Source organism: Mesorhizobium sp. B2-7-3 (assembly GCF_006440715.1).
GTDB classification, from domain to species: domain Bacteria; phylum Pseudomonadota; class Alphaproteobacteria; order Rhizobiales; family Rhizobiaceae; genus Mesorhizobium; species Mesorhizobium australicum.
Genome location: NZ_VFTY01000005.1, coordinates 247,615 through 273,165, shown reverse-complemented (window position 1 = coordinate 273,165; position 25,551 = coordinate 247,615). Strand labels below are relative to the sequence as shown.

Sequence of the window (25,551 nt, the reverse complement as noted above, 5' to 3'; positions counted from 1 at the left end):
CTCGCGTTGACACCGCTGCCCGCAAGAGCCTAAATCCCATCCAGACGGTCTCCTCTCGGCAAAGGGAGGAGCCAAGAGGGAATGCGGTGCGGGATTGAAGATCCCAAATCCGCGGCTGTCCCCGCAACTGTGAGCGAAGAGCCAAGGCCGAAAGCCACTGGGATTGTCCCGGGAAGGCGGCTACCCAAGGCGATGACCCGCGAGCCAGGAGACCTGCCGTCTGGAATGCAAGAATCCGATCGCCTGGCGGGTTTTCCGGGCAAGGAGCCTGATGTGGATCGCGACAGCAGTTTTTCGGCTGAAACAACCGACATTTCGTCCGGCGGGGATCATCCCCTGGTCGGCATCACGGTCATCGTCTGCGCTTCCTGTCGCGACGAGACCGGCTCCGATGCCCATCCCCGGGCCGGCGAACTTTTGGCCGAAGATACGCGCCAAGCCGCCTCGGGCGAGAAGATTCGCATCCGCACGGTCGAATGCCTCGGCAATTGCAAGCGCCGGCTGAGCGCCGCGGTCCTGCGCGACGGCTGCTGGAGCTATGTGTTCGGCGATCTGACCACGACCAGCGGCGCCGATCTCGTCACCGGCGCGAAACTCTTCGCCACCTCGAACGACGGCCTCATTCCCTGGCGAGGCAGACCCGATAGCCTCAAGCGCGGCCTCGTTGCCCGCATCCCTCCCCTCGACATGCTGAAAGATTGATCATGACAACATCTCTGTCCCGCGTTCCCTGCACCGTCGTCACCGGCTTCCTCGGCGCCGGCAAGACGACGCTGGTCCGCCATCTCCTGGAAAACGCCGGCGGCAAGCGGATCGCCATCATCGTCAACGAGTTCGGCGACATCGGCATCGACGGCGAGATCCTCAAGGGATGCGGCATCGACACCTGCCCAGAGGAAAACATCGTCGAACTGGCCAATGGCTGCATCTGCTGCACCGTGGCCGACGATTTTGTGCCGGCGCTCGACAAGATCCTGTCGCTGACGCCGAAGGTCGACCATATCCTGATCGAAACCTCGGGCCTCGCTCTGCCCAAACCGCTGGTCCAGGCTTTCCAGTGGCCGACGGTGAAGAGCCGCGTAACGGTCGATGGCGTCATCGCCGTGGTCGACGGTCCCGCACTGGCGGAAGGCCGCGTCGCCAATGACATGGACGCCCTGCAGGCGCAGCGCGCGCAGGACCAGAGCCTCGACCATGACGATCCGGTCGAGGAAGTGTTCGAGGACCAGATCGCCTGCGCCGACCTAATCATCCTGTCGAAGAGCGACCTAATGGATGCCGCCGGCTCGGCTCGCGCCAAGGGCATCGTCAACGAACACTCCGCCCGCGCCGTGAAGATCGTGCCGACGTCTCATGGCAAGGTCGATCCCTCGGTGCTGCTCGGGCTCGGTCTCGCCGTCGAGGACGACATCGAGAACCGCAAGTCCCACCATGACGGCGCATTCGATCACGAGCATGACGACTTCGACACGTTCATCGTCGACATTCCCTCGATCGCCAATCCCGACGAGCTGGCAAAGCGCGTCGCCGCGGCCGCCGAACAGGAAAACGTGCTGCGCGTGAAAGGCTTCGTCGAGGTCGGCGGCAAACCTATGCGGCTCCTGCTGCAAGCCGTCGGCCCGCGCGTCAATCATTACTACGACCGCGCCTGGACCGCTGGGGACGACCGCCGCTCGCGGCTCGTCGTCATTGGCCTCAAGGGGCTGAACCGCCCGGCGATCGAACGTATCCTCGCCGGCTGATTTTCAGGCCCGGGCCGCGATGCACATCCTCACCACGACCTCCGCCTCGCTCGACGACCTCGCCGAGCCTGTCGATCTCAGGCAGACGCCAGCGGATATCGTGGCCCTGTCCTTCACCGACAGCGATCTCGCCGGACTGGCTGCGGCGTGGAAGGCCGATGCCGGTCGCCTGCCCTCTATGCGCTTGGCCGCACTGCGCGACCTGCGCCATCCCATGTCCGTCGACCTCTGGATAGACAGCGTCGCCCGCCACGCCAAAATCATCCTGGTGCGCATCCTCGGCGGCTACGACTGGTGGCGCTATGGCTGCGACCAACTGGCGGTGATTGCCCGCGAACGCGGCATCAAACTGGCGCTGCTTCCCGGCGAAAGCCACGACGAGGATCTCAGGCTGGTCGAAGCCTCGACGCTGCGGCGCGCCGAACTGGACGGCCTGCTCGGCTATTTCCGCGAGGGCGGCCCGGCCAATATGGGCGCGCTGGTGCACAGGCTGGCAGGCTTGGCTGGACAGGATGCGCCCGTCGCCAACCCGGTCAGCGTGCCGAAGGCCGGTTACTATCAGGCTGGATTGGGGGTCGCGGAGGAGCCGACCGGTTCCAATAGCGGCACTCCCATTATCCCGATTCTCTTCTACCGATCGATGCTGCTCGCCGCCGATGTCGCCCCGATCGATGCGCTGGCCGAGGCTTTGCGCTCCAGGGGATTGGCACCGGTCCCGATCTTCGTTTCCAGTCTGAAGGATCCGGTGTCGCTTGCGTTCGTCGAAAATGCCGTCGCATCGCTGAAACCCGCCGCGATCGTCACCGCGACCGCGTTCGCTTCCGGCGCCGAGCCCGGCGTCGAAACCTTGTTCGACCGCGCCGGCGTGCCCGTCTTCCAGGTCATCGTTGCCACCACGCGCCGAGACATCTGGGAAAACAACCAGCGCGGCCTGGCGCCCGCCGACCTTGCCATGCATGTCGTGCTGCCCGAACTCGACGGCCGCATCCTCGCCGGCGCCATTTCCTTCAAGGCCGAGAGCGATATCGATCCGGCGCTTGGCCATCGTGCGTTGGCGAACCGCCCGGAACTGGATCGGGTGGAGCAAGTGGCGGGTCGAGTCGCGGCTTTCATCCGGCTGCGCGAAACGAAGCGGGAGGAGCGCAAGCTCGCGATCCTGATTCCCGATTATCCCAGTGCACCTGGCCGCACCGGCTATGCGGTCGGGCTGGATGTGCCGTCCAGCGTGCTGGCCATGCTGCACGACCTGAGCGAACATGGCTATGCCGTTGAGGGGATTCCGCAAACGCCGCGTGAATTGTTGGATTTGCTGGAGCATAGCAACGGTGGGCTGAGGCTGGCAGACTATAACTCCTTTTCGACGGAGTTACCGACGTCTGCAACTGCCGCTGTAGAGGCTGCTTGGGGCAGAGCGGAAAGCGAGACAGGTTTGCGCTCGCACACACCTTCGCTATCAGGCAAACACCACTTCCCCTTCCGCGCCGCGCATTTCGGCAATGTCACCGTGGCTCTCGCCCCCGACCGGGGCCGCTCGGCCGATCGCCGCGCCGACTACCACGACCCGACCCTCCCCCCGCGCCATGCCCTGATCGCCTTTGGCCTGTGGCTGCGCAAATCGCTCGGGGTTCACGCTCTCGTCCATGTCGGCGCCCACGGCACGCTGGAATGGCTGCCCGGCAAGACCGTCGCGCTGTCGCAAACCTGCTTTCCCGAGATCGTCACCGGCGCATTACCCGTCATCTATCCCTTCATCGTCTCCAACCCCGGCGAAGCAGCGCAGGCCAAACGGCGCATCGCCGCCGTCACGCTTGGCCATTTGCCGCCGCCGCTTGCAGGCGCCGGGCTGGACGAGGACCAGCACAAGCTCGAGCGGCTGGTCGACGAATACGCCCAGGCCGACGGGCTCGACCGCCGTCGCCGCGACCGGCTCGCCAGGCTGATTGTCGAAACCGCGCAAAAGACCGGCCTTGCCTCGGAAGCCGGCGTCGCCAAGACCGACGCGCCCGACGAAGCGCTGCGCCGCATCGACGCCTGGCTCTGCGACCTCAAGGATTTCGCCATCAAGGACGGGCTGCATATCTACGGCCGCGTCCCCAACAACGAACCAGACTCCATGCGCTGGCAAAGCGCGGACGCCGAGAAAGCCTCCCTGCTCGCCGCGCTCGATGGCCGTCACATCAAGGCGGGCCCGGCCGGCGCACCCGCGCGTGGTCGTTCCGATGTTTTGCCCACCGGCCGCAACCTGTTCACCTCGGATCCGCGCACCATGCCGACGCCGACCGCCTATGATCTTGGCAAAGCCGCGGCGGAAGAAGTGGTGCGCGGCTACATGCAGTCGCATGGCGACTGGCCGCGTTCGCTGGTGATCGATCTCTGGGGCTCGGCCTCGCTGCGCACCGGCGGCGAGGAGATCGCGCAGGGCCTGGCCTTGATGGGCTGCCGACCGCAATGGGACACTGCCACTGGCCGCATCACCGGCGTCGAGGTATTGCCCCCGGCGGCGCTCGGCCGCCCGCGTGTCGACGTCACCTGGCGTATATCAGGTCTGTTTCGCGACATGTTCCCGACCCAGATCGCGCTGATCGACGCCGCCGCCAAGGCCGTTGCCGCGCGCGACGAGGACGATTCGGAAAACCCGCTCGCCGCCAAAACCCGCGCCGACGGCAAGGTCAGCCCACGAATCTTCGGCACTTCGCCCGGCACGTACGGCGCCGGCGTCGAGGACATGCTGTCGAGCGGCGACTGGACGGCGCGCGAAGAGATCGGCCGCGCCTATCTCGACGCGACCTCGCATGCCTATGGCGGTGCCGGCGGCGAAGGCGTCTCGGCACCTGGAGCGTTTGAAGGCCGCATCGCCGAGGCCGATCTTCTCGTCCACACCGGCGACGACCCCGGCCGCGACATTCTCGAAGGCTCCGCCGACGTCGCTTTCATCGGCGGCTTCTCGGCCGCCTTGGCCACACTTGGCAGGAACGCCGACGTCATCGTGCTCGACACCACGGATCCGCAGAGGCCGAAACCGCGATCGGTCGCCGAGGCGGTCTCGCGCGTGGTGCGCGCCCGTGCGGTCAATTCACGTTTCATATCGGGCCAGATGCGCCACGGCCCGCGCGGCGCCTCCGAATTCGCCGAAACCGTCGACCGGCTGGTCGGCTTCGCCGAGACCACCCATGCGATTTCAGGCGCGCTGATCCAGGCCGTGCACGATGCCTATCTTGGCGACGCGGACGTCCGCGCCTTTATCCTGCGCGAAAATCCCGCTGCCGCCAAAGTCATTGCCGAGCGCTTCCTGTCGGCGCGGCGGCGCGGCCTCTGGCATCCCTTGCGCAATTCCATCGACGACGATCTCGCCGCACTGATCGCCGAGGCCAACGCGCTCGGGGTCGCGGCATGAACGCCTTCTCGCGCCGTGGCGCCTGCCCTGCTTTGTCGGCCCCGATGCTGACAGGCGACGGCCTGCTGGTGCGGCTCAACCCGGTCGCTGGAGGCCCATCTTCCGGAGGGTTGTCCCCGAAGCTGTTGATCGCCCTGGCCGAGTCCGCCTCGCGGCACGGCAACGGCATCATGGAAGTGACGGCCCGCGGCAGCCTGCAGATCCGCGGCCTGACAACGGAAAGTGCCGCGTTGCTGGCGGCGGAGGTCGATGGGCTGGGCATCGCGGTGCGCACCGGCGTACCGGTCGAGACCGGCCCGCTGGCGGGTATCGACCCACACGAGATTGCGGATCCCCGGGCGATGGCTGAGCGGATCATGGCGGCGATCGAAGATGCCGGACTGGCACCAAGGCTGGGGCCGAAGGTTTCGGTGGTCGTCGACGGCGGCGGGCAGCTGACTCTGGATGCGGTGACGGCCGATGTCAGGCTGAAGGCGGTTCGGGTCAGCGCTGGCACCCTTTGGGCCATATCAGTTGCCGGTGACCGCCAAAGTGAGAAGCGACTTGCGACGGCTGACGAAGATGCGGTGCGCGACATTGCTGTCGCAGCGCTTCGGATGGTCGCTGAGAAAGGTCGGGACGCACACACACGGGATTTGTCGGAGCGGCAGTTGGCCTCTCTCGCAGGTTGGCACTCTACGGCGCCCCCCTCTGAGGGGGGCGCCTCGCGCAAGCCTATCGGCCTTTTCTCCTTAGCCGGCGACATTTTCACCTTCGGCATCGGCCTTCCCTACGGCAGCATGCCGGCGGACAAGATCATCGGCCTCGCGCAAAAAGCTCTTGCTCTCGGCACGTCAGAGATCCGCCTCGCCCCCGGCCGCGCCTTGCTTTTCCTCGGCCAGCCGACGGAAGCCAATCAATCCCTTCAAGATACCGCCGCCACCCTCGGCTTCGTCACCTCTCCCACCGACCCGCGCACGCGCATCGCGGCCTGCCCCGGCGCCCCGGCCTGCGCTTCCGGCCGGATCGCGACCCGCGACATCGCCGAGGCGATCGCCACCGAAAACGCCGACATCCTCGATTTCACGCTGCACGTGTCGGGCTGCGCCAAGGGCTGCGCCAATCCCGGCCCGGCAGCGCTCACATTAGTCGGCGGCGAAAATGGAGCCGGACTTGTCGTGAACGCGACGGCAAAGTCTCTTCCTGCCGGCTACAGGCCGGGCTATGACGCCCCGCGCGGCTTCAGCCGCGTCGCGGCGATGATCCGCGGCGCACGACATCAGGGCGAAACCGCCGCCGCTTGCCTGACAAGGCTTGGCACGGCAGCAATCGCCGAAATGTACCAACAGGAATGAGCATGGCCGCCTACGACTATATCCACGACGGCACGGCGATCTACGAGCGCTCCTTCGCCATCATCCGCGCCGAGGCCGATCTCTCGCGCTTTTCCGAGGCCGAGGCCGATGTCGCCATCCGCATGATCCATGCCTGCGGCCAGGTCGAGGCAGCAAGTCATTTCGTTTTCTCCCCCGACTTCGTCAGCGCCGCGCGCAAAGCCCTTGCCGCCGGCGCGCCGATCTTCTGCGACGCCGAAATGGTCTCGCATGGCGTCACCCGCGCCCGGCTGCCGGCCGGCAATGAGGTGATCTGCACCTTGCGCGACCCGCGCACGCACGACATTGCGAGGCAGATCGGCAATACCCGCTCGGCGGCCGCCATCGACCTCTGGGGCGAGCGCATCGCCGGTTCGGTGGTCGCCATCGGCAACGCACCGACCGCGCTCTTTTATCTCCTGGAGAAGTTGCGCGATGGCGCGCCGAAGCCGGCGGCCATTATCGGCATGCCGGTCGGCTTCGTCGGCGCTGCCGAATCCAAGGACGCACTGGCCGAGAATTCCTATGGCGTGCCCTATGCCATCGTGCGCGGCAGGCTTGGAGGCAGCGCCATGACCGCCGCCGCGCTCAATTCACTGGCGAGGCCGGGTCTGTGAACGCGCTCCCCAAAGGCCGTCTCGTCGGTGTCGGCACCGGTCCCGGCGACCCAGAATTGTTGACGCTGAAGGCCGCGCGGGTGCTAGCCGAGGCCGATGTCGTGGCGTATTTCGCCAAACGCGGCAACAACAGCAATGCGCGCGCCATCGTTGAGGCGCGCTTCCGGCCCGACATGCTGGAACTGCCGCTGCTCTATCCCGTGACCACCGAGATCGACAAGGATCACGACGATTATCGGTCGCAGATCACGGGTTTCTACGAGGGGTCGGCGGAACAGGTCGCCGAGCACCTCGACGCCGGCAGGATGGTTGCCGTGCTGTCCGAAGGCGATCCCCTGTTCTACGGCTCCTACATGCACCTGCATGTCCGCCTTGCCCATCGTTTCCCCACCGAGGTCATCCCCGGCATCACCGCAATGTCCGGCTGCTGGTCGCAGACCGGTGTGCCGATCGTCCAGGGCGACGACGTGCTGACCGTGCTGCCCGGCACGATGAGCGAGTTCGAGCTGACGCGCCGCCTCGCCGACACCGACGCCGCCGTCATCATGAAGGTCGGCCGCAACCTGCCCAAGATCAGGCGCGCGCTGGAGGCGACCGGCAGGCTGACGCGCGCCGTTTATGTCGAGCGCGGCACGATGGCCGGCAGCGTCTCGATGAAACTTGCCGACAAGCCGGACGACAAGGCGCCCTACTTCGCCATCGTGCTGGTTGCCGGCTGGTCCGGTCGACCGGGCGCGGCTGGAGCCCAGATATGAGCGGCCGTCTCACCGTCATCGGCCTTGGGCCCGGCAATGCCGACCAGGTCACGCCGCAAGCCAGCCGCGCTATCGTCGAGGCAAAATTCTTCTACGGCTACAAGCCCTATCTCGACCGGCTCGACCTGCGCCCGGACCAGACCCGTGTCGCTTCCGACAACCGCGAGGAACTCGCCCGCTCCAAGGATGCCTTGACCAAGGCCGCCGAGGGTCACGACGTCGCCGTGGTGTCGGGCGGCGATCCCGGCGTCTTCGCCATGGCCGCAGCGGTCTGCGAGGCCATCGAGGCCGGCCCAGCCGAATGGCGCACGGTCGATGTCGCCGTCGTGCCCGGCGTCACCGCCATGCTCGCGGTCGCCGCCCGCATCGGCGCGCCGCTTGGCCACGACTTCTGCGCTATCTCGCTGTCCGACAACCTGAAGCCTTGGGATCTGATCGAACTGCGTCTTCTGGCGGCGGCCGGCGCCGGCTTCGTCATCGCGCTCTACAATCCGATCAGCAAGGCGCGTCCCTGGCAGCTTGGCCGCGCCTTCGAATGCCTGGCCGCCATCCTGCCCGGCACGACGCCGGTGATCTTCGGCCGCGCCGCCGGCCGGCCGGACGAACGCATCGAGGTCTATCTGCTGGCCGATGTCGACGCCGAAAAGGCCGACATGGCGACCTGCATCATCATCGGCTCGCCGGAGACCCGGATCATCAAGCGCGGCGAAAAGCCGGCGCTGGTCTACACGCCGCGCTCGGCATCGGGCTCGACGAAATGACGGACCATCGCGGCCAGCGCTTCGACTGTCTCAGCCGAGGGCACATCCGGCAGGACGGGCCTGCGCACCATGATCACCTCGATGCCAAGCGTTCGCGCCGCGGCAATCTTCCCGTATGTCGCCACGCCGCCGCTGTTCTTCGACACCACGACATCGATACGATGCTTTTCGAGCAGCACGCGCTCGTCGGTCTCGCCAAATGGCCCCCGCGCGAGCAGATAGTCGGCATCGGGCACAACCAGCTTCGGCTCGACCGGATCGACGCTGCGGATGAGGTAGTGGTGCTGGGGCGCAGCCTCGAAGGCGGCGACCTCCTGCCGGCCAAGCGCCAGAAACACGCGGCGCGGCACATCGCCAAGCGCCCGCGCCGCCCCGGCAACGCTGTCGACCTCAAGCCAGCGGTCGCCCTGGACGACATCCCAGCCCGGACGCCGCAAGGCAAGAATCGGTACGCGGGTGGCGCGTGCCGCTTGCGCGGCATTGGCGGAGATACGCGCCGCGTAGGGATGCGTGGCGTCGATCAGCAGACCAGTGCCTGTCTCCCTGAGATAAGCGACCAAACCGTCGGCACCGCCGAACCCTCCACTTCGCACGGGCACGCCCTGCGCGACGGGGTTTTCCGTACGGCCGGCCAGCGACAGCGTGACCGAGCAATGGGCGCGCGCCGCCAGTTTTCCGGCCAGTTGCCGGGCTTCGGTGGTGCCGCCGAGGATCAGAATGCGGTGGGTCATCATGCCTGCTGAGGGTCCCCGCGCCGCCAAGCCCAACCCGAGATGGCTCACAATCGTCGGCATCGGTGAGGACGGTTTAGCGGGTCTCGGCGACGAGGCCAAGCGGCGGATCGCCGAGGCGGAGTTCATCTTCGGCGGCAAGCGGCACTTGGCGCTCGTCGCTTCCTTCGCCAAGGGCAAGCCGCGTCCCTGGCCGGTTCCTTTCGATGCCGGGATGGCCGACGTCCTGGCGCTTGCCGGTAGGAACGTCTGCGTGCTCGCCTCCGGCGACCCGTTCTTCCACGGGGTCGGCGCCACCCTCGCCCGCAAGGTCAAGCCGCGCGAGATGCACGTCATACCAGCGCCGTCGGCGTTGTCGCTGGCCGCGGCGCGGCTTGGCTGGGCGCTACAGGATGTCGGGACCGTCTCACTGCACGGCCACCCGATCGACCTGATCCGCCCACTGCTGCAGCCCAATGCCCGCATCCTGGCGCTGACATCCGATGGCTTCGCTCCGGCGGCGGTTGCCCGCCTGCTCGCCGAACTCGACTTCGGCACTTCACGGCTGACGGTGCTGGAAGCGTTGGGCGGGCCGAAGGAGACATTGCGCTCGGCTCGCGCCGATGCCTTCGACCTCGAAAACATCAATCCGCTAAATGTCCTGGCCATCGAAATTGATTCGGCCCCGCAGGCGCGCGTGCTGTCGCTCACGGCAGGCCTCGCCGACCATCTGTTCGAGCATGACGGCCAGATCACCAAGCGCGAAATCCGCGCTATCACCCTGTCGGCGCTGGCGCCGAGGCGCGGCGAATTGCTGTGGGATGTCGGCGCCGGCTCGGGCTCGATCGGCATCGAATGGATGCTCGCCCACCCTTCGCTGCGCGCCATCGCCATCGAGGTCGACCCGTCCCGCGCCGCTCGCATCGCCCACAACGCCGTCGCCTGCGGCGTTCCCGGCCTCGTCATTGTGGAAGGCAGCGCGCCCAAGGCCCTGGCCAGACTGGAGACACCTGATGCCATCTTCATCGGCGGCGGCGGCAGCGACGCCGGCGTCATGAATGCCGCCATCAGAGCCTTGCGCGCCGGCGGCCGTCTTGTCGCCAACGCGGTGACGTTGGAAATGGAAGCCCTGCTCCTCGCCCAGCACACAAAGCGCGGCGGCGACCTCACCCGCATCGGCATCTCCCGCGCTTCGCCGGTCGGCTCCATGCAGGCATGGCGGCCGGCCATGCCCGTCACGCAATGGAGCTGGGTGAAGCCATGATGGTCGCGGGCATCGGCAGCCGAAGGGGCGTCACCGTCGAGGACGTGCTCGCGGCCATAGAAACCGCGCTCGAAGCGCATGGCCTGGCGATGACGGCTCTTTCGGCACTGGCCACCGCTGCGCTCAAGAAGGATGAAGACGCCATCGTTGCCGCCGGTCGCAAGCTGAACCTCCCCGTCATTGTCGTTGATGACTCAGCCCTACAGGCCGCCTCGCCGGGGACGCTCAGCAGCTCCAGTCTCTCGCGGAAGCTGGCGGGCACGCCATCGGTCTCGGAAGCCTCCGCCCTTGCCGTCGCCGGCAAAGGCGCGACGCTGCTTGGGTCCCGCACCGTGCTCGGTCCGGTCACCTGCGCCATCGCCATCAGCGGAGACGCGCCATGACCGTCCATTTCATCGGCGCCGGCCCAGGTGCGGCGGACCTCATCACGCTGCGTGGCGCAAGGCTCCTGGCGAGTTGCCCGGTCTGCCTCCACGCCGGCTCCATCGTCGCGCCGGAACTGCTGCAGCATTGCGCGCCGGGAACGAAGCTGGTCGACACCGCGCCGATGTCGCTCGACGAGATCGAGGCTGAATATGTGGCAGCCCAAATGGCCGGCCATGATGTTGCCCGCCTGCATTCCGGCGACCTGTCGGTGTGGAGTGCCGTGGCCGAGCAGATCCGCCGGCTGGAAAAGCATGGCATCCCCTACACGCTGACGCCGGGCGTCCCTTCCTTCGCGGCCGCCGCCGCCGCACTTCGCCGCGAGCTGACCATCCCCGAAGTCGCGCAAAGCCTGGTGCTGACCCGCGTTTCCGGACGTGCGTCGAAAATGCCGCCGGGCGAAACCCTGGCCGGCTTCGGCCGCACCGGCGCCACGCTGGCCATCCACCTTGCCATCCACGCCATCGACCGCGTCGTCGCCGAGCTGACGCCGCACTATGGCGGCGATTGCCCGGTGGCGATCGTCTTCCGCGCCTCCTGGCCGGACCAGCGCGTGATGACCGGCACGCTGGAATCCATCGAGGCACAACTGGCGGCCGATCCGATGGAGCGCACGGCCATCATCTTCGTCGGCCGCTCGCTGGCGGCACAAGATTTCGGCGAGAGTTCATTATACGACGCCCACTATCAGCGGCGTTTTCGCGGACGGGACGGATTGTGAGCGCCAGCACTGGAAATAACGGCGAAAACGCCACACTCGAACAGGCGCTCGCACGGCTGAACTTCAAGCCGCGTCCGCTTGAGCCGGGGCATGTCTGGCTGGCCGGCGCCGGTCCCGGCGATCCCGGCTGCCTGACGCTGGAGGTGCTGGCGGCACTGGCCGAGGCGGATGCGCTGGTCTACGACGCGCTGGTTTCGCCCGATGTGGTTGCTGTTGCCGGAAATGCCGAGCTTTTCTTTGCGGGAAAACGCGGCGGCAAGCCCTCGATGAAGCAGGATGACATCACCGCTCTGCTGGTGCGGCTGGCGCGTGAAGGCCGCCGCGTCATCAGGCTGAAGGGCGGCGATCCCTATATTTTCGGCCGTGGCGGCGAAGAGGCGCTGGCGCTGGCGCGTGAGAACATCCCGTTCCGCGTCCTGCCAGGCCTCACCTCGGGTCTCAGCGCGCTCGCCGCCACCGGCATTCCCGCCACCATGCGCGGCATCAACAAGGCTGTCATTCTGGCGACCGGCCACGCCGCCGGCACCGATGACGATCTCGACTGGGCGGCGATCGCCCGCACCGGCCAGCCGGTCGTCGTCTACATGGGCATGGCCAATCTGCCTCTCATAGCAGCCGCCCTGCTCGACGGCGGACTGGCGCCATCGACACCGGCGGCCGTGATCGTCGCCGCGACGACGCCGCGGGAAAGGACCGTCGTCGCCACGCTCGCCACCATTGCCGAGGCAGCGGCGGCGGCCGGGCTCGCCTCGCCGGCATTGATCGTCGTCGGCGGCATCGTCGCCATGCGCGCGGCGCTGGCGGGCGGGGCATGACGGCCCGGGCGATCATCATCGGCGCGCCGCGCTCTGGTTCGGGCAAGACCAGCGTCACCATCGGCATCCTGCGCGCACTCACCCGGCGTGGCCTGAAAGTGCGCGGCGCCAAGTCCGGCCCCGACTATATCGACCCCGGCTTCCATACCGCCGCCACCGGCCTGTCCGGCGTCAATCTCGACAGCTGGGCGATGTCGCCGCCGCTGCTCAATGCGCTGGCCGCACAAGCGGCCGACGACACCGATTTCGTCATCCTCGAAAGCGCCATGGGCCTGTTCGACGGCATCCCGGCCTCGCCTGGCCGCACCGGTTCGGCTGCCGATCTGGCCCGGCTCTACGGTCTGCCGGTGCTGCTGGTGCTCGACGTGTCAGGCCAGTCGACAACGGCGGCGGCCGTCGCCAAGGGTTTTGCCACGTACGACCCGGATGTGCGCATGGCCGGCGTCGTGCTCAACCGGCTGGGCAGCGAGCGCCATCGGAAGCTGTCCGGCGACGCCATCGAGGCGATCGGCCTGCCCGTCGTCGGCGCTATTTTGCGCGACCCCTCGCTCAATTTGCCCGAGCGCCATCTCGGCCTCGTCCAGGCCGGCGAATATGACGACCTGATGGCGCATCTCGACCGGCTCGCCGACACGGCGGAGAAGTCGCTCGACCTCGACGCGGTCATGGCCCTGGCAACGCCCTTCGCCCCGGCAGCAGGTTCCTTCGCCGACGCGCTGCGGCCGCCCGGTCAACGCATCGCGCTTGCCGAGGATGCCGCCTTCACCTTCCTCTACCCGCATGTCGCCGCCTATTGGCGCAAGGCCGGCGCGGAAATCGTCCCGTTCTCGCCGCTCGCCGACGAAGCGCCGGACGAGGATTGCGATGTTTGCTGGCTGCCCGGCGGCTATCCCGAGCTTCATGCCGGCAAACTCACGGCCGCCGCGAATTTCCATGCGGGGATGGCACGTTTCGCCACGACAAAGCCGATCCATGGCGAATGCGGCGGCTTCATGGTGCTTGGTGAAGCGATGGAGGATGCATCAGGCGAAACGCATCGCATGCTCGGCCTGCTCGGCCATTCCACCAGCTTCGCCAGGCGCAAGATGAATCTTGGCTACCGCGAGGCTCGGCTGCGTGCCGATTGCCCGCTGGGTTCGCAGGGCGCGCTGATCCGGGGTCACGAATTCCACTATGCGCAGATGACGGCCACCGGCAATGACGAGCCGCTGGCTGACCTTGCCGACGGCCAGGGCAATCCGCTCGGCGCCTCAGGCTACCGGCGTGGCCACGTCAGCGGCACCTTCTTTCATGCGATTGCGAGGAGCTAGGGCCATGAAGCTCCCGAAAATCACCCTGTCGCCCCGGCAAGTCCTCGACGACATCGCGCTTTGCCTGGTCTTCTTCACCCGCCTGCCGCTGCCCGTGTTTGATTTTCGCGGCCGCAACCTCGCCGCCGCGATCTGGGCCGCCCCCATTGCCGGCCTTGTCGTGGGCCTGATCGGCGCCATCGTTTTTGCCACGGCGGAACGCTTTGGCCTTGCCATTGGGCCGGCGGCTGCCCTTGCCCTTGTTGCAACCGTGGCTATCACGGGCTGCCTGCACGAGGATGGATTGTCGGACGTTGCCGACGGCTTCGGCGGCGGCAAGTCGCGCGGCCGCAAGCTCGAGATCATGCGCGACAGCCGCATCGGCGCTTATGGTGCCATGGCGCTGGCGCTGTCGCTGCTGATCCGCTGGAGCGCGCTGTCGCAAGTGGTGGAACCCACACAGGCTCTGTTTGCGCTCGTGGCGGCGCACGCAGCCTCGCGTGGCGTGCTCGGCGCCTTCATGCATCTCTTGCCACCGGCGCGGTCCGACGGCCTGTCGGCTGGCGCCGGCACCGTTTCGCTCGAAACGGCAATAACCGGAGCCGTGCTCGGCGCGATACCACTGTTCCTGCTCGGGCTTGGCGGCGCCATTGCCGCGCTCATCCTGCTCGGCCTGTTCTTTGCCGCCTTCCACGCCCTTTGCCTCAACCAGATCGAGGGCCAGACCGGCGACACGGTTGGCGCCTTGCAGCAGTTGAGCGAAATCGCGGTGCTTCTCGTCGCTTCCGTCGCCCTTTCCTGACCCCTTGACCTGATTCCCTTCCGGAGACGTTGCCCCCATGCCCTTCAAATCCCTCGCTGAACTGCGCGCCGCCTGCCTCGACCTGCCTGCCGGCAGCGAGGTGGCCGCCAGTGCCGTCGCTCGCCGCCAGGACACGCTGACTAAGCCGCAAGGCAGCCTCGGCAAGCTCGAAGCGATCGCCGCCTGGCTGGCGCGCTGGCAAGGCCGCGACATGCCAAGGCTCGACCGCGTGAAAGTCTTCGTCTTCGCCGGCAACCACGGCGTCACCGCGCAGGGCGTGTCGGCCTACCCCTCCGAAGTCACCGTGCAGATGGTGGCGAATTTTGCCGGCGGCGGTGCCGCCATCAACCAGCTCGCCCGCATCGCCGGCGCGGAACTCGACGTCATCCCGCTTGATCTCGACCATCCCACCGGTGACTTCACGCAAGTGCCGGCAATGGATGAGAAGGCCTTCCTCGCCGCTGTCTCGGCGGGCTATGACGCCGTAACGAAAGACCTCGACCTGGTCTGCTTTGGCGAAATGGGCATCGGCAACACCACGCCCGCCGCCGCCATTTCGGCGGCGCTATTCGGCGGTGGGGCGGAAAAATGGACCGGGCGCGGCACCGGCGTCGACGATGCCGGACTGAAGCGCAAGGTGGTCGCCATCGAAGCCGGCCTGAAGCGCCACGCCGCCGCCCTTGCCGATCCGCTGGGGGTCGCAGCCAGCCTCGGCGGGCGCGAACTCGCCGCCATCTTCGGCGCCACGCTCGCTGCCCGGCATCTGGGCATACCCGTGCTGCTAGACGGCTTCGTCTGCACCGCCGCCGCCGCGCCGCTGGCAAAGCTGCACCCAACCGGCCTTGCTCACACGATCGCCGCTCACGTCTCCGCCGAATCGGGTCATCGCGGCCTGCTCGAAGCGCTCGCCCTGCCGCCGCTGCTCGATCTCGGCATGCGGCTCGGCGAAGGCTCCGGCGCGTGTCTGGCCGTCAACATCGTCCGCTCGGCGCTGGAGTGCCATGCGACGATGGCAAGCTTTGCCGAGGCTGGGGTTTCGGAGAAATAATCCGTCAAACTTTTAACGTGATTGAGCCAAAATAATAACGTCGTTTTGATTGTTACGTGAGATCAGTAGATCTCATGTGGAGATCAGGCGATGTATTTGAAGGCGATAATTGTCATTGCACTGCTTTTCGGCACTGCTGCGCCAGCTTTTTCGCAGTATGTCGATGAGAACGGCCGCTTCCGGCACGCGGGCGACGATGGACTGGCCAAGGTCCAGTCCAGCCTGACCATGACCCTTCCGGTCAAGGACGAAGAGGATGTCGCCACACAGCAGCAAACCGCGCTGCGTTCGTTCTACAAGGTCGCTGCCGCCAGTTGCGCCATGGTGCTCGATACCGTCGCCGACACGTGCGAGGTAACCAGCGTGACCACGAACGTCAACGCCAGGGATCGCAGCATGGGAGGCGCTGCGGGATCGCAGATGACGGTGACCGGGCAGATCGCCATGAAGGTCAAGTTCAAGGCCAGTATTGGCAAAGCGGCGCAGTGAACGGCCATTGCGGTCCGAGACGCGCCAAACGCGTCTCGTCTCTAGGTCTTCCACCAAGTCTTCTAGGAATTTGGTGGGTGCGCACAGGATTGAACTGTGGACCCGCTGATTAAGAGTCAGCTGCTCTACCAACTGAGCTACGCACCCACTCGGCCGGCAAAAACCGGCGTTGGCGGGCATATAGCCGCCGATACCGGTCCTGTCCAGCCCTGCTGGAATCATTTCCCGACAAATCGACCGGGGCTCTCTCCAATCAGGCGAAAAGCTTGCCTTCCGCCACCTTGATCGCATGCCCGCCAATGCGCGCGGACGCCAGTTTTCCGCCTTGCACGGTCAGTTCGAGGCGGATGCGCGACGGCCGGCCCATCTCCAGTCCCTGTTCGATCCATAGCTGCGAAACCCCGTCCGTCGGACCGTCGAAATGCATGATGGCGCCGGCGAAGGCCGCCGCTGCCGAACCGGTCGCCGGGTCCTCATAGGAAGGCGTGCCGGGAACGATCATGCGGACATGGAAAGCGCTTTCGTGATTCACCGTCTCGCGGCAATAGACGTACGGGCTGGCGAAGGCCCATTCGCTCTTGCGCGGCGCCAGTTCCGACCATGCCTGGTTGTCCAGCCGGATGCGGCCCGCCGCTTCGAGATTGGCGACAGGAATGGTCACATAGGGCACGCCGGCCGACCAGAAGGCGATGCGGTGATTCTCGAAACCGATCTCGTGCGGCGCCAGGCCAAGGGCGGCGCCGATCGCCTCCGGATCGGCCTCCAGCTTCAGCGGCTCCGGCAATTTCGCCAGGTCGAACTCGGCGAAGGTGGCGCCATCATGCGTGCTGACCGCGCAACGCACCGGGCCGATGTTCTCTTCAAGCACGAAGATGCCGGCGCCGCCCTCGCCCGCCAGTTCGGCCAACGCGATGGCCGAGCCCACCGTCGGATGGCCGGCGAATGGCATTTCATAATCGGGCGTGAAGATGCGGATGCGGTTGCGGTGCTTGGGATTGTCCGGCGGCAACACGAAAACCGATTCGGACAGGTTGAACTCGCGCGCGATGGCCTGCATCGCTGCCGTGTCCAGACCTTTGCAATCCAACACCACGGCCAGCGGGTTGCCGGCCAGTCGCTCGGTCGTAAACACATCGTAAAGCAAGTAATTCCGGGTTTGCATCCCTGCCTCAATCCCAACATGGGCGAAATTTAATTTGATATTCGAACCGGTAAGCCTGATCTGTGCACAGACAGGGACACTACGCTTTATAGGGGTCCGACGTGGACCAGATTGTCAATCTGCCAAAGACGGAATCGGATTCCGCCATCGAGACGGCGCTTGGGCTCGACCAGACCGGTCGGCGCAGGACGCGCCGGCGTGGCTGGCTCTATGCGTTGCTGACCCTCATCGTGCTTGCCGCCGGCCTTGGCCTCTATCAATGGTATGCGGGCACGCCGACCAGGATTGACTACACCACGGTGCCGGCCGCCAAGGCCGACCTCACCGTTCAGGTGTCGGCGACAGGCACGCTGCAGCCGCTCACCCAGGTCGACATATCAAGCCAGCTCTCAGGCATCATACGCTCGGTCGCGGTCAACGAGAACCAGCAGATGAAGAAGGGCGACGTGCTGGCGGCCCTCGACACCGCCAAGCTGCAGGTCCAGATCGAACGCGCCGAAGCGTCCGCTAAGGGAGCGGCCGCCAATGTGGAGGACGCCAGGGTGACGCTCGCCGAGAACGAGAGTGCGCTTGTCCGCGCCGCGGCCCTGACCAAGCGTGGCATGGCAACCGACCAGTCGCTCGAGGCGGCGACGGCGACGCGCGACCGTTCCAAGGCGGCACTCGATAGCGCCGAGGCCAATCTCGCCATCGCCAATGCCGATCTCAAGTCGCAGCAGACCGACCTTGCCAACAGCACCATCTACGCGCCGATCGACGGCATCGTGCTGACGCGTTCGGTCGACCCCGGCCAGACGGTCGCTTCCTCGCTGCAGGCGCCGGTGCTGTTCATCATCGCCGCCGATTTGAGGAACATGGAACTGGTGGCGGCGGTCGACGAAGCCGATATCGGCGCGGTCAAGTCGGGCCAGCATGCCCGTTTCACCGTCGACGCTTTCCCGGAGCGGCCGTTCGATGCCAAAATCCGCGACATCTCCTATGCCTCGGTCACGACGGACGGCGTCGTCACCTACAATGCGCGGCTCGAAGTCGACAACAACGAGTTGCTGCTGCGGCCCGGCATGACCGCCACCGTTTCTGTGGTCACGAGGGAAGCCAAGGGCGTGCTCACCGTGCCCTCGTCCGCTTTCCGCTATCGCCCGGCGCAGCAAGCGGCGCGCGGCTGGAGCCTGAGCGACCTGTTCACCGGCCGCATGGGCCGCGGCAATCGCCAGCGCCCGGTGGCGAAGGCCCCGACCGATGGTTCCCGCACGCTCTATGTGCTGGAGAACGGCCGCCCGCATCCGGTCAACGTCAAGATCGGTTCGACCGATGGCGAGCTGACCGAGATCACCTCCGGCTTGGAGGAAGGCGCGCAGATCATCACCGCTTCGCAGTCGCGGAGCTGAGGCAGTGGCCGCGGGCGCCCCCCTCATCACCTTTGACAAGGTCTGGAAGAGCTACGGCCAGGGCGAAGCCAAGGTGCATGCGCTGGCCGGAGTCGATCTTGCCATCCGGCGCGGTGAATTCGTCGCCATCATGGGCCCATCGGGCTCCGGCAAGTCGACGGCGATGAACATCATCGGTTGCCTCGACACGCCTACGGCCGGAACCTATTCCTTCATGGGCGTCGATGCCGGCCGGCTCGACCGCAACCGCCGCGCCATGCTGCGCAACCTCTATGTCGGCTTCGTCTTCCAGGGCTACAATCTCTTGGCCCGCACCACCGCGGCCGAAAATGTGGAACTGCCGCTGATCTATCGTGGTGTCGCCGCCCGCGAGCGCCGCGACCTTGCCATGCAGGCGCTGGCCGAGGTCGGCCTTGTCGGCCGCGAGCATCACACGCCGGCCGAACTCTCCGGCGGCCAGCAGCAGCGCGTGGCGATCGCACGCGCCATCGTCACCAGGCCGACGCTGCTCGTCGCCGACGAGCCGACCGGCAATCTCGACACCGCACGCACGCATGAGATCATGGAGCTGCTGACGCGTCTGAACAAAGAGCTTGGCCTGACCGTCACCATGGTCACCCACGAAGCCGATGTCGCCGAATATGCCGAGCGTACCATCCGCTTCCTCGACGGCCATGTCGCCTCCGACACCATGAATATGGAGGTGGCATGATCTGGGAAACCGTCCGCCTCTCGCTGCGCTCGATCCGCCGCAACGTGCTGCGCTCGTTCCTGACCTTGCTAGGCATCGTCATCGGCGTCGCCGCCGTCATTGCCATGCTGACCATCGGCTCCGGCACCACGCAAAAGGTCAAGTCCGACATTTCCAAGCTCGGCAGCAATCTGCTGGTCGTCCGAGCCGGGCGCCCGGCCGGCCCCGGCGGTCCCGGCGGGCTCGACCAGGCGGTGCGGCCGCTGGCGGAAAAGGATCTGGCAGCGCTGGTTGCGCATCTCACCGGCGCCCGCGCCATCTCGCCGGCCGCGCAGAAGCAGGTGCGCGTCATCTTCGGCACCGAGAGCCTGACCTCTGGCGTTACCGGCACCGACAGCGCCTATCTCGACGCACGCGACTGGAAACTGGTGTCCGGCCGCCCGTTCAGCGATTCCGAAACCCGCTCCGGCACCGGTGTGTGCCTGATCGGCGAGACGGTGCGCCAGCAATTCTTCGGCGCCGGCGATCCCGAGGGCGAGATCATCCGCGTCAACCGCACCTCCTGCAGGATCGTTGGGCTGCTCGAGCCGAAAGGCTACACCGGCTTCGGCCAGGACCAGGACAACGTCGTGCTGATGCCGCTCGCCGCCTATCAGCGCCGCATCGCCGGCAACCGCGACATCGACAACATCTACATCGCCGCCGACGACCGCACGCCGACCAGCGAATTGCAGCCGCGCGTCGAGGACATCTTGCGCGATGCGCGCCGCATCACGCCCGACCGCGAGAGCGATTTCGCCATCCGCGACATGACCCAGATCGCCGACGCCATGGCCAGCGCCACCACCACGATGACCGGCATGCTGGGCGCGGTCGCCGGTGTCAGCCTGCTGGTCGGCGGCATCGGCATCATGAACATCATGCTGGTGTCGGTCACCGAGCGCACGCGCGAGATCGGCATCAGGCTCGCCATCGGCGCGCATGAAAAGCACATCCTCATCCAGTTCCTGGTCGAGGCGACGGTGCTGTCGCTGCTTGGCGGCATCATCGGCATCCTGATTGGGCTGGCGCTGGCCGGCCTTGCCTCGGTGACGCTGACCATACCTTTCGCGCCTAGCCCGGCCGTCATTCTGCTTGCCGTCGGCTTCTCCGCGCTGATCGGGATGGTGTTCGGCTTCTTCCCGGCGCTGCGCGGCGCCAGGCTCGATCCGATCGACGCCTTGCGTCACGAGTAAAAGGGCAAGCTGCGAGGAAGCCCGGCACTCCGGGCCGGTTTTACACAACCTTCGACGTTTCCGCCTTGCCCAACCCTGTCGTCACTGGGTTGGCGATGTTATGCCAAGGCATATCTGGTCGAGGAGCAGCAGATGAGCAAGAAGGCGCGCGTGATCCTGGTGATGATCATCATCGAGGCCGCCCTTGCAGGCATCTGGTGGTATCTCGCCCGCTACGGCATGACCAATCCCGATCGCGTCACCGCCGATTTCCAGGCGGTCGTTGGCCAAACGATGGGAATGGCCATGGGTGGGTTGCTGGGTATCGGCTTCATCCTGTTCTTCGCCGCCGCGCGCAACGACCGCAAGGCACTCAAAAGCAAGAAATCATAGGGCCTGGCCGCTCCACGACATGATCGCGGCACTGACGTACGGTTTCAGTGGCAGGCAAGACTACGACGCGCTTTCCCACGGATTGACGGTGTTCAAACCGGCGGCCGCGAATGGACCGGTGTCACGTGTGGCGATAGTGAGACCGTGCGCTACGGCCGTCGCCGCGATATAACCGTCGGCGTTGCCGATCGCCTTGCCTGCGGCTCTCGCCTGTACCATGAGGTCGGCATAGGCGCGCGACGCGTCGAGATCGAACGGCAGAATGCGGCCCGCAAACAACGGCAACGCGTCCTGCTCAAGACGATCATGCAGGGTCGTGCGGCGCTTGCCGGAAGGCATGGCCGCGATCCCGAAACGCAACTCAGCCACGGTGACGGCCGAAAGATATAGGGTTTCGACGGCCTGGGCGTCGATCCACGCGATGACGCGAGGATCGGGTGCAGGTCTCCATGGCTCAGACATGACGCTGGTGTCGATGAGGATCATTCGAACCGCACCGGCTCGCCCGGTGTTTTGTCGCGGAGCTGCTGCAAGGTATCGACATCCTCTTGCGACAATCCGGCCTCGCGGCCGATGGCGGCGAGCAGCGAGCCGAGCTTGACCCGGTTGGCCGGCCGCACGGCCGTTTCCAGGATCTCACGCATTTCGGCCTCAGTGCTGCGGCCATGATGCGCAGCCCGCACCTTCAAGGCGCGGAGCGTCTCCTCTGGCAAATTGCGGATCGTGACGGCGCTCATCGATATCATTCCAATCTACAATGATGTCACTGCTATCAGCATAGAAAATCTGCTATCAGATACAACTGGTACGCACCGATATTAGTCTGCGCGCGCGAAATGCCACTCGATCAGCGGCTTCATGTGCGGCGACAGGCCGTCCGGCAGGTCGCCGGCATGGCGGATGATCACCGGCCCCTCGATCTCCGGGTCGGCTTCGGTGGCGACGAAGGCCAAGATTTGGCGCGCGATCTCATCGGCGGGCGCGTCGACGTGATAGCGGCGGAAGATGACGGTGCCGCTTGCCGTCGACAGGGCGTGCCAGCGCACACCACGCCTGGCGTTCGACAGGTCGATGCCGGTCTCCTCGCGCACCTCGCGCATCATGTTGAAATCGACATCGACGAGACCGTCGCGGAAATCGATCGGCTCGAACGAACCGGCGGCGAAATAGACCCGGCCGGCACTGACGGTTCGCGGTCCCATGCGGATCGCCACCAGAGCGTTGTCCCCGGCCACCAGCACGGCATGGGCATAGGCGTGTTCGGCACCGGAATTCTCGCGCCGCTTCCGCCACAGCATGAAGGTCGAGTAATTGACCGCATGGCAGCGGCCGATAAGGCTGCGGTCGCGATAGGCAAGCTCGGAAAGCAGCACCACAATGCCGTCGAACAGCGCCGGATTGGCCTCGATCTCGCCCCGCCAGTTCTCGGCAATCACCGCGGCATTCTCCACCGTGAAGGGATGCGGGCCGGGATCGAGACGGACATCGATGGCATCGACCGGCAGGATGACGTTGCGCGGAAGATCAAAATTCATGTCGGCTCAGGCCATGTCCAGCGTGATCGCCACCGGGCAGTGGTCCGAAGCCTTGGGCCGATCCCAGCCGGCGCGCGGGAAGCGCTCGACTTCCTGGCCCGCGGGGAAGATCGTGCGCCAGGGCTGGCCATTGCGGATGATGTCGGGAACTGCGGTGGCGTTCTTCGCCGCCAGCCCCTTCGACAGCAGGATATAGTCGAGCTGGCACAGATGCCGCTCTTGCGGCCCGCGTGTGTGATAGAAGGTCCAGCGGTTCATTTCCGGCCGTCGCTCGACCACATTTTCACAGAAGCCGCCCGCCGTCAGCACATTGATGCAGGACAGGTTCTCGTCGACCACCTCGAAACGGTAGCCGTCGACCTCATCGCCGGCGATCTTCACCCGCTGGCGGTAATCGTTCATGTCGCCGCAGATCGCCCAGCGCTTGTCGGCCGCGTGCTCCGCCCCGAAACGCTCCTCGATGATGCGCCGCACGGCTTGCGCCTCCGCGATGCGCACCGGCATTGTCGCCTCGCGTCCGTCGAGCCCGTTGCGGGGAGAGCCCATGGACTTGAAGTGCACGAGATAGAGCGTCATCGGCGCGCCGCCCACCTTGATGTCGACCTCCAGGCAGTCGCGCCGGAAGATGCGTTCATTGGGCTGGTTGCCGAGGGCCGCCAGCTCGGGCGTATGCAACCCGAACTGCTCGTAGGTGACATAGGCGTGGCTGGTCATGCGCACGAATTCGATCGGCTGTCCCTGCGCGGTCTCGTTGCGCATCATCACCGCGACGTCGATGCCGCGCGAATCATTGCCCGACGTGGTGTATTTCTGGCGGTAGCCCTGCCCCACCATCTTGAACAGATAGCCGTACTCGAAGGCCTTCAAGGCCTCAATGTTGTCGACCTCCTGCATGCAGATGATGTCGGCACGGGCGGCGGCAATCGCCAACGCCGTCAGCTGGCGCGTGTCGTCGGATTGCGCGATGGCGCGCGCCTGTTCCAGCATCTTGTATTCGGCCTCGCTCTGGATATCGAAGAGCGCCAGCGTGCGATCCTCATTGAGCTGGTTGCGAAAGCCGGAAAAATCGAACCTGTTCATCAGGTTCTCGACATTGAAGGTGGCAAGGCGCAGCGACATGCGCTGACCTTTGCCTGCAAGAGCGGCGGAAAACAAGATCGCAGGACCACAAGCAGGGATCCCTTGGTCCTGGTGGCGTTCGCGCCATGGTTGACGGAACCTTTCCGTTCATCCGCCGTTCAGACGCAAAGGTCCACGGTAAGCCCATTCTAGGGTAGGGGCCTGTTCTCTTGGAGAAGTGCAATGAACGCGCTCTTTTCTTCCACTGTCAAATCCGGGCTGATAGCGCTCGGTATTGTCTCCGGCATCACGGCGCCATCCGCTGCCGCGCCGATTCTGCAGCCGGATGTGTCGATCCCGGCCAGCACCGCCGCGCCGACGGTCATCCCGGTCCGCGAGGGCTGGGCTGGCGGCAACAACGGCGGCGATTGGAGATGGCGCCGGTCAAGCAATTGGAACGGCCGCCATTGGAATGGCGGAGGCAACTGGAGCGGCCGCCACTGGAACGGTGGTGGCAACTGGAACCGCGGCGACAACTGGCGCTGGCGCCATGGCCGCCATCATTATCGTGGCGGACGCTACTACGATGATGGCGCTGCGGCGGTCCTCGGTCTCGGCCTGGGGCTCGGCCTCGGCAGCATGTACAACAACTACAACAACTACGATTACTATGCGCCGGCGCCGCGCCGCTATTATCGCGCCGGCCGGCTGTCGAACGCGCATGTGCAATGGTGCTACAACCGCTACCGCTCGTATCGCGCCTACGACAACACGTTCCAACCCTATAACGGCCCGCGCCAGCAGTGCTGGTCGCCCTATAGCTGAGCTGCCTGCGGCCGATACCAGAAATGAAAACGGCGCCACGTGGCGCCGTTTTCGTTATTGATCGCGAAGCGTGGATCGCTCAGTTCTTGGCCTTGTCGACCAGCTTGTTCTTGGAAATCCACGGCATCATGGCGCGCAGCTTGGCGCCGACTTCCTCGATCTGGTGGCTGTCGTTGTTGCGGCGGATGCCCTTGAAGCGGGACATGCCGGCGCGGTATTCCTGCATCCATTCCGAGGTGAACTTTCCCGTCTGGATGTCCTTCAGCACGCGCTTCATCTCGGCCTTGGTCTCGGCGGTGATGATGCGCGGACCCGAGACATATTCGCCCCACTCGGCGGTGTTCGAGATCGAGTAGTTCATGTTGGCGATGCCGCCTTCATAGATCAGGTCGACGATCAGCTTGACCTCGTGAAGGCACTCGAAATAGGCCATTTCCGGCGCATAGCCGGCTTCCACCAGCGTCTCGAAGCCGGCGCGGATCAGTTCGACCAGGCCGCCGCACAGCACGACCTGCTCGCCGAACAGGTCGGTCTCGCATTCCTCGCGGAAATTGGTCTCGATGACGCCCGAACGGCCGCCGCCAACGCCGCAGGCGTAGGAAAGCGCGAGATCGAGCGCGTTGCCCGAGGCGTCCTGGTTGACGGCGACCAGGCACGGCACGCCGCCGCCCTTCTGGTATTCGCCGCGCACCGTGTGGCCCGGGCCCTTTGGCGCGATCATGACGACGTCGACGGTCGACTTCGGCTCGATGAGGCCGAAATGCACGTTGAGACCGTGCGCGAAGGCGATCGCGGCACCGTCGCGGATGTTCGGCGCGATTTCGTTCTTGTAGATGTCGGCCTGCAATTCGTCGGGCGTCGCCATCATCATCAGATCGGCCCATTTGGCGGCGTCGGCGACGCTCATCACCTTGAGCCCGTCGGCCTCGACCTTCTTGGCGGTCGCCGAGCCGGCCTTGAGACCGATGGCGATCTCCTTGGCGCCGGAATCCTTGAGGTTGAGCGCATGCGCCCTGCCCTGGCTGCCATAGCCGATGATGGCGACCTTCTTGCCCTTGATCAGGTTGAGATCGGCATCACGATCGTAATAGACACGCATTTT

General features: G+C 65.8%; 27 protein-coding genes, 1 tRNA gene and 1 riboswitch. Of the genes, 20 read left to right on the top strand and 8 right to left on the bottom strand.

Translation table 11 applies throughout. The features are described from left to right. Window positions 1–28: 28 nt before the first annotated feature. A riboswitch (cobalamin riboswitch) is annotated at window positions 29–236 on the top strand. A gap of 37 nt (window positions 237–273) precedes the next feature. Genes FJW04_RS13880 through FJW04_RS13850 form a run of 7 tightly spaced genes read left to right on the top strand, consistent with a single transcriptional unit; the run spans window position 274 to window position 8,621 of the window. After that, the gene (locus tag FJW04_RS13880; RefSeq protein ID WP_140714950.1) at window positions 274–702 is read left to right on the top strand and encodes a DUF1636 family protein; all 429 of its coding nucleotides are present in this window, start codon (window positions 274–276) and stop codon (window positions 700–702) included. 2 nt (window positions 703–704) lie between these two features. Beyond that, on the top strand, window positions 705–1,742 hold the full coding sequence (cobW, locus tag FJW04_RS13875; protein WP_140714743.1) for a cobalamin biosynthesis protein CobW: 1,038 nt from the start codon (window positions 705–707) through the stop codon (window positions 1,740–1,742). A gap of 19 nt (window positions 1,743–1,761) precedes the next feature. After that, complete coding sequence (cobN, locus tag FJW04_RS13870) at window positions 1,762–5,136, top strand: cobaltochelatase subunit CobN (protein ID WP_140714741.1); 3,375 nt, start codon at window positions 1,762–1,764, stop codon at window positions 5,134–5,136. Beyond that, window positions 5,133–6,470 carry a precorrin-3B synthase gene (gene cobG, locus FJW04_RS13865; protein ID WP_140714739.1) on the top strand — a complete coding sequence of 446 codons (1,338 nt, stop codon included), beginning with the start codon at window positions 5,133–5,135 and terminating at the stop codon, window positions 6,468–6,470. The genes cobN and cobG overlap by 4 nt, the downstream gene beginning before the upstream one ends. Window positions 6,471–6,472: 2 nt before the next feature. After that, on the top strand, window positions 6,473–7,105 hold the full coding sequence (locus FJW04_RS13860) for a precorrin-8X methylmutase (protein WP_140615803.1): 633 nt from the start codon (window positions 6,473–6,475) through the stop codon (window positions 7,103–7,105). After that, on the top strand, window positions 7,102–7,860 hold the full coding sequence (locus tag FJW04_RS13855) for a precorrin-2 C(20)-methyltransferase (RefSeq protein WP_140714737.1): 759 nt from the start codon (window positions 7,102–7,104) through the stop codon (window positions 7,858–7,860). Before FJW04_RS13860 ends, FJW04_RS13855 begins: the two co-directional genes overlap by 4 nt. After that, the gene (locus FJW04_RS13850) at window positions 7,857–8,621 is read left to right on the top strand and encodes a precorrin-3B C(17)-methyltransferase (protein WP_140714735.1); all 765 of its coding nucleotides are present in this window, start codon (window positions 7,857–7,859) and stop codon (window positions 8,619–8,621) included. Before FJW04_RS13855 ends, FJW04_RS13850 begins: the two co-directional genes overlap by 4 nt. On the opposite strand, the gene FJW04_RS13845 is transcribed toward FJW04_RS13850, so the two are convergent. After that, window positions 8,585–9,352 carry a cobalt-precorrin-6A reductase gene (locus FJW04_RS13845; RefSeq protein WP_140714733.1) on the bottom strand — a complete coding sequence of 256 codons (768 nt, stop codon included), beginning with the start codon at window positions 9,350–9,352 and terminating at the stop codon, window positions 8,585–8,587. The two genes, FJW04_RS13850 and FJW04_RS13845, sit on opposite strands and share 37 nt — an antisense overlap. A gap of 1 nt (window position 9,353) precedes the next feature. On the opposite strand from FJW04_RS13845, the gene cbiE reads away from it, so the two are divergent. From cbiE to FJW04_RS13805, 8 genes are all read left to right on the top strand, one after another. Continuing rightward, the gene (cbiE, locus tag FJW04_RS13840; RefSeq protein WP_140714731.1) at window positions 9,354–10,595 is read left to right on the top strand and encodes a precorrin-6y C5,15-methyltransferase (decarboxylating) subunit CbiE; all 1,242 of its coding nucleotides are present in this window, start codon (window positions 9,354–9,356) and stop codon (window positions 10,593–10,595) included. Further along, window positions 10,592–10,978, top strand: coding sequence for a cobalamin biosynthesis protein (locus tag FJW04_RS13835; RefSeq protein WP_140714729.1), 387 nt, complete (start codon window positions 10,592–10,594; stop codon window positions 10,976–10,978). The genes cbiE and FJW04_RS13835 overlap by 4 nt, the downstream gene beginning before the upstream one ends. Beyond that, on the top strand, window positions 10,975–11,739 hold the full coding sequence (gene cobM, locus FJW04_RS13830; RefSeq protein WP_015317326.1) for a precorrin-4 C(11)-methyltransferase: 765 nt from the start codon (window positions 10,975–10,977) through the stop codon (window positions 11,737–11,739). Before FJW04_RS13835 ends, cobM begins: the two co-directional genes overlap by 4 nt. Further along, entirely contained in the window at window positions 11,736–12,554 is an 819-nt protein-coding gene (gene cobA, locus FJW04_RS13825; RefSeq protein WP_015317325.1) for a uroporphyrinogen-III C-methyltransferase, read from the top strand. The genes cobM and cobA overlap by 4 nt, the downstream gene beginning before the upstream one ends. Next, window positions 12,551–13,864 (top strand): cobyrinate a,c-diamide synthase, encoded by a 1,314-nt coding sequence (locus FJW04_RS13820; protein WP_015317324.1) that lies wholly within the window; start codon window positions 12,551–12,553, stop codon window positions 13,862–13,864. The genes cobA and FJW04_RS13820 overlap by 4 nt, the downstream gene beginning before the upstream one ends. Window positions 13,865–13,868: 4 nt before the next feature. Continuing rightward, the gene (gene cobS / locus FJW04_RS13815) at window positions 13,869–14,645 is read left to right on the top strand and encodes an adenosylcobinamide-GDP ribazoletransferase (RefSeq protein ID WP_140615791.1); all 777 of its coding nucleotides are present in this window, start codon (window positions 13,869–13,871) and stop codon (window positions 14,643–14,645) included. 37 nt (window positions 14,646–14,682) lie between these two features. Continuing rightward, entirely contained in the window at window positions 14,683–15,693 is a 1,011-nt protein-coding gene (gene cobT, locus FJW04_RS13810; RefSeq protein WP_140714727.1) for a nicotinate-nucleotide--dimethylbenzimidazole phosphoribosyltransferase, read from the top strand. A 90-nt stretch (window positions 15,694–15,783) separates the two neighbouring features. Further along, a complete protein-coding gene (locus FJW04_RS13805; RefSeq protein WP_140714725.1) occupies window positions 15,784–16,182 on the top strand; it encodes a hypothetical protein in 399 nt (132 codons plus the stop codon). A 71-nt stretch (window positions 16,183–16,253) separates the two neighbouring features. Here FJW04_RS13805 and FJW04_RS13800 read toward each other — a convergent pair. Continuing rightward, window positions 16,254–16,329 (bottom strand) — tRNA-Lys (locus FJW04_RS13800). 106 nt (window positions 16,330–16,435) lie between these two features. Continuing rightward, window positions 16,436–17,344 carry a PhzF family phenazine biosynthesis protein gene (locus FJW04_RS13795; protein WP_140660984.1) on the bottom strand — a complete coding sequence of 303 codons (909 nt, stop codon included), beginning with the start codon at window positions 17,342–17,344 and terminating at the stop codon, window positions 16,436–16,438. Between the two features lie 101 nt (window positions 17,345–17,445). Between FJW04_RS13795 and FJW04_RS13790 the strand changes: the two genes are divergently transcribed. From FJW04_RS13790 to FJW04_RS13775, 4 genes are all read left to right on the top strand, one after another. Further along, on the top strand, window positions 17,446–18,732 hold the full coding sequence (locus tag FJW04_RS13790; protein WP_140714723.1) for an efflux RND transporter periplasmic adaptor subunit: 1,287 nt from the start codon (window positions 17,446–17,448) through the stop codon (window positions 18,730–18,732). A 4-nt stretch (window positions 18,733–18,736) separates the two neighbouring features. Further along, complete coding sequence (locus tag FJW04_RS13785) at window positions 18,737–19,444, top strand: ABC transporter ATP-binding protein (RefSeq protein WP_140714721.1); 708 nt, start codon at window positions 18,737–18,739, stop codon at window positions 19,442–19,444. After that, window positions 19,441–20,658 (top strand): ABC transporter permease, encoded by a 1,218-nt coding sequence (locus tag FJW04_RS13780; protein WP_140714719.1) that lies wholly within the window; start codon window positions 19,441–19,443, stop codon window positions 20,656–20,658. The genes FJW04_RS13785 and FJW04_RS13780 overlap by 4 nt, the downstream gene beginning before the upstream one ends. Window positions 20,659–20,790: 132 nt before the next feature. Next, on the top strand, window positions 20,791–21,030 hold the full coding sequence (locus FJW04_RS13775; protein WP_140714717.1) for a hypothetical protein: 240 nt from the start codon (window positions 20,791–20,793) through the stop codon (window positions 21,028–21,030). Window positions 21,031–21,090: 60 nt separating this feature from the next. On the opposite strand, the gene FJW04_RS13770 is transcribed toward FJW04_RS13775, so the two are convergent. The 4 genes from FJW04_RS13770 to FJW04_RS13755 all read right to left on the bottom strand — a co-directional run bounded on the left by FJW04_RS13770 (window position 21,091) and on the right by FJW04_RS13755 (window position 23,684). Next, window positions 21,091–21,516: a type II toxin-antitoxin system VapC family toxin gene (locus FJW04_RS13770; protein ID WP_140714715.1), complete on the bottom strand. Its 426-nt coding sequence runs from the start codon at window positions 21,514–21,516 to the stop codon at window positions 21,091–21,093. Beyond that, window positions 21,513–21,767: a plasmid stabilization protein gene (locus tag FJW04_RS13765; RefSeq protein WP_140615778.1), complete on the bottom strand. Its 255-nt coding sequence runs from the start codon at window positions 21,765–21,767 to the stop codon at window positions 21,513–21,515. The genes FJW04_RS13770 and FJW04_RS13765 overlap by 4 nt, the downstream gene beginning before the upstream one ends. Before the next feature lie 81 nt (window positions 21,768–21,848). After that, the gene (locus FJW04_RS13760) at window positions 21,849–22,565 is read right to left on the bottom strand and encodes a hypothetical protein (RefSeq protein ID WP_140714713.1); all 717 of its coding nucleotides are present in this window, start codon (window positions 22,563–22,565) and stop codon (window positions 21,849–21,851) included. Between the two features lie 6 nt (window positions 22,566–22,571). After that, on the bottom strand, window positions 22,572–23,684 hold the full coding sequence (locus FJW04_RS13755; protein ID WP_015317313.1) for an endonuclease/exonuclease/phosphatase family protein: 1,113 nt from the start codon (window positions 23,682–23,684) through the stop codon (window positions 22,572–22,574). Window positions 23,685–23,867: 183 nt separating this feature from the next. On the opposite strand from FJW04_RS13755, the gene FJW04_RS13750 reads away from it, so the two are divergent. Continuing rightward, window positions 23,868–24,449: a BA14K family protein gene (locus FJW04_RS13750; protein WP_015317312.1), complete on the top strand. Its 582-nt coding sequence runs from the start codon at window positions 23,868–23,870 to the stop codon at window positions 24,447–24,449. 79 nt (window positions 24,450–24,528) lie between these two features. Here the strand turns inward: FJW04_RS13750 and ilvC are convergent, their stop codons facing one another. Beyond that, on the bottom strand, window positions 24,529–25,548 hold the full coding sequence (gene ilvC, locus FJW04_RS13745; protein ID WP_140714711.1) for a ketol-acid reductoisomerase: 1,020 nt from the start codon (window positions 25,546–25,548) through the stop codon (window positions 24,529–24,531). Window positions 25,549–25,551 lie beyond the last annotated feature (3 nt).

Excerpts from the sequence above, each read along its gene's own strand:
- cobW (WP_140714743.1), top strand. The coding sequence starts at position 705 with ATGACAACATCTCTGTCCCGCGTTCCCTGCACCGTCGTCACCGGCTTC.
- cobN (WP_140714741.1), top strand. The coding sequence starts at position 1,762 with ATGCACATCCTCACCACGACCTCCGCCTCGCTCGACGACCTCGCCGAG.
- cobG (WP_140714739.1), top strand. The coding sequence starts at position 5,133 with ATGAACGCCTTCTCGCGCCGTGGCGCCTGCCCTGCTTTGTCGGCCCCG.
- FJW04_RS13860 (WP_140615803.1), top strand. The coding sequence starts at position 6,473 with ATGGCCGCCTACGACTATATCCACGACGGCACGGCGATCTACGAGCGC.
- FJW04_RS13850 (WP_140714735.1), top strand. The coding sequence starts at position 7,857 with ATGAGCGGCCGTCTCACCGTCATCGGCCTTGGGCCCGGCAATGCCGAC.
- FJW04_RS13845 (WP_140714733.1), bottom strand. The coding sequence starts at position 9,352 with ATGACCCACCGCATTCTGATCCTCGGCGGCACCACCGAAGCCCGGCAA.
- cbiE (WP_140714731.1), top strand. The coding sequence starts at position 9,354 with ATGCCTGCTGAGGGTCCCCGCGCCGCCAAGCCCAACCCGAGATGGCTC.
- FJW04_RS13835 (WP_140714729.1), top strand. The coding sequence starts at position 10,592 with ATGATGGTCGCGGGCATCGGCAGCCGAAGGGGCGTCACCGTCGAGGAC.
- cobM (WP_015317326.1), top strand. The coding sequence starts at position 10,975 with ATGACCGTCCATTTCATCGGCGCCGGCCCAGGTGCGGCGGACCTCATC.
- FJW04_RS13820 (WP_015317324.1), top strand. The coding sequence starts at position 12,551 with ATGACGGCCCGGGCGATCATCATCGGCGCGCCGCGCTCTGGTTCGGGC.
- cobS (WP_140615791.1), top strand. The coding sequence starts at position 13,869 with ATGAAGCTCCCGAAAATCACCCTGTCGCCCCGGCAAGTCCTCGACGAC.
- cobT (WP_140714727.1), top strand. The coding sequence starts at position 14,683 with ATGCCCTTCAAATCCCTCGCTGAACTGCGCGCCGCCTGCCTCGACCTG.
- FJW04_RS13805 (WP_140714725.1), top strand. The coding sequence starts at position 15,784 with ATGTATTTGAAGGCGATAATTGTCATTGCACTGCTTTTCGGCACTGCT.
- FJW04_RS13795 (WP_140660984.1), bottom strand. The coding sequence starts at position 17,344 with ATGCAAACCCGGAATTACTTGCTTTACGATGTGTTTACGACCGAGCGA.
- FJW04_RS13780 (WP_140714719.1), top strand. The coding sequence starts at position 19,441 with ATGATCTGGGAAACCGTCCGCCTCTCGCTGCGCTCGATCCGCCGCAAC.
- FJW04_RS13775 (WP_140714717.1), top strand. The coding sequence starts at position 20,791 with ATGAGCAAGAAGGCGCGCGTGATCCTGGTGATGATCATCATCGAGGCC.
- FJW04_RS13770 (WP_140714715.1), bottom strand. The coding sequence starts at position 21,516 with ATGATCCTCATCGACACCAGCGTCATGTCTGAGCCATGGAGACCTGCA.
- FJW04_RS13765 (WP_140615778.1), bottom strand. The coding sequence starts at position 21,767 with ATGAGCGCCGTCACGATCCGCAATTTGCCAGAGGAGACGCTCCGCGCC.
- FJW04_RS13760 (WP_140714713.1), bottom strand. The coding sequence starts at position 22,565 with ATGAATTTTGATCTTCCGCGCAACGTCATCCTGCCGGTCGATGCCATC.
- FJW04_RS13755 (WP_015317313.1), bottom strand. The coding sequence starts at position 23,684 with ATGTCGCTGCGCCTTGCCACCTTCAATGTCGAGAACCTGATGAACAGG.
- FJW04_RS13750 (WP_015317312.1), top strand. The coding sequence starts at position 23,868 with ATGAACGCGCTCTTTTCTTCCACTGTCAAATCCGGGCTGATAGCGCTC.
- ilvC (WP_140714711.1), bottom strand. The coding sequence starts at position 25,548 with ATGCGTGTCTATTACGATCGTGATGCCGATCTCAACCTGATCAAGGGC.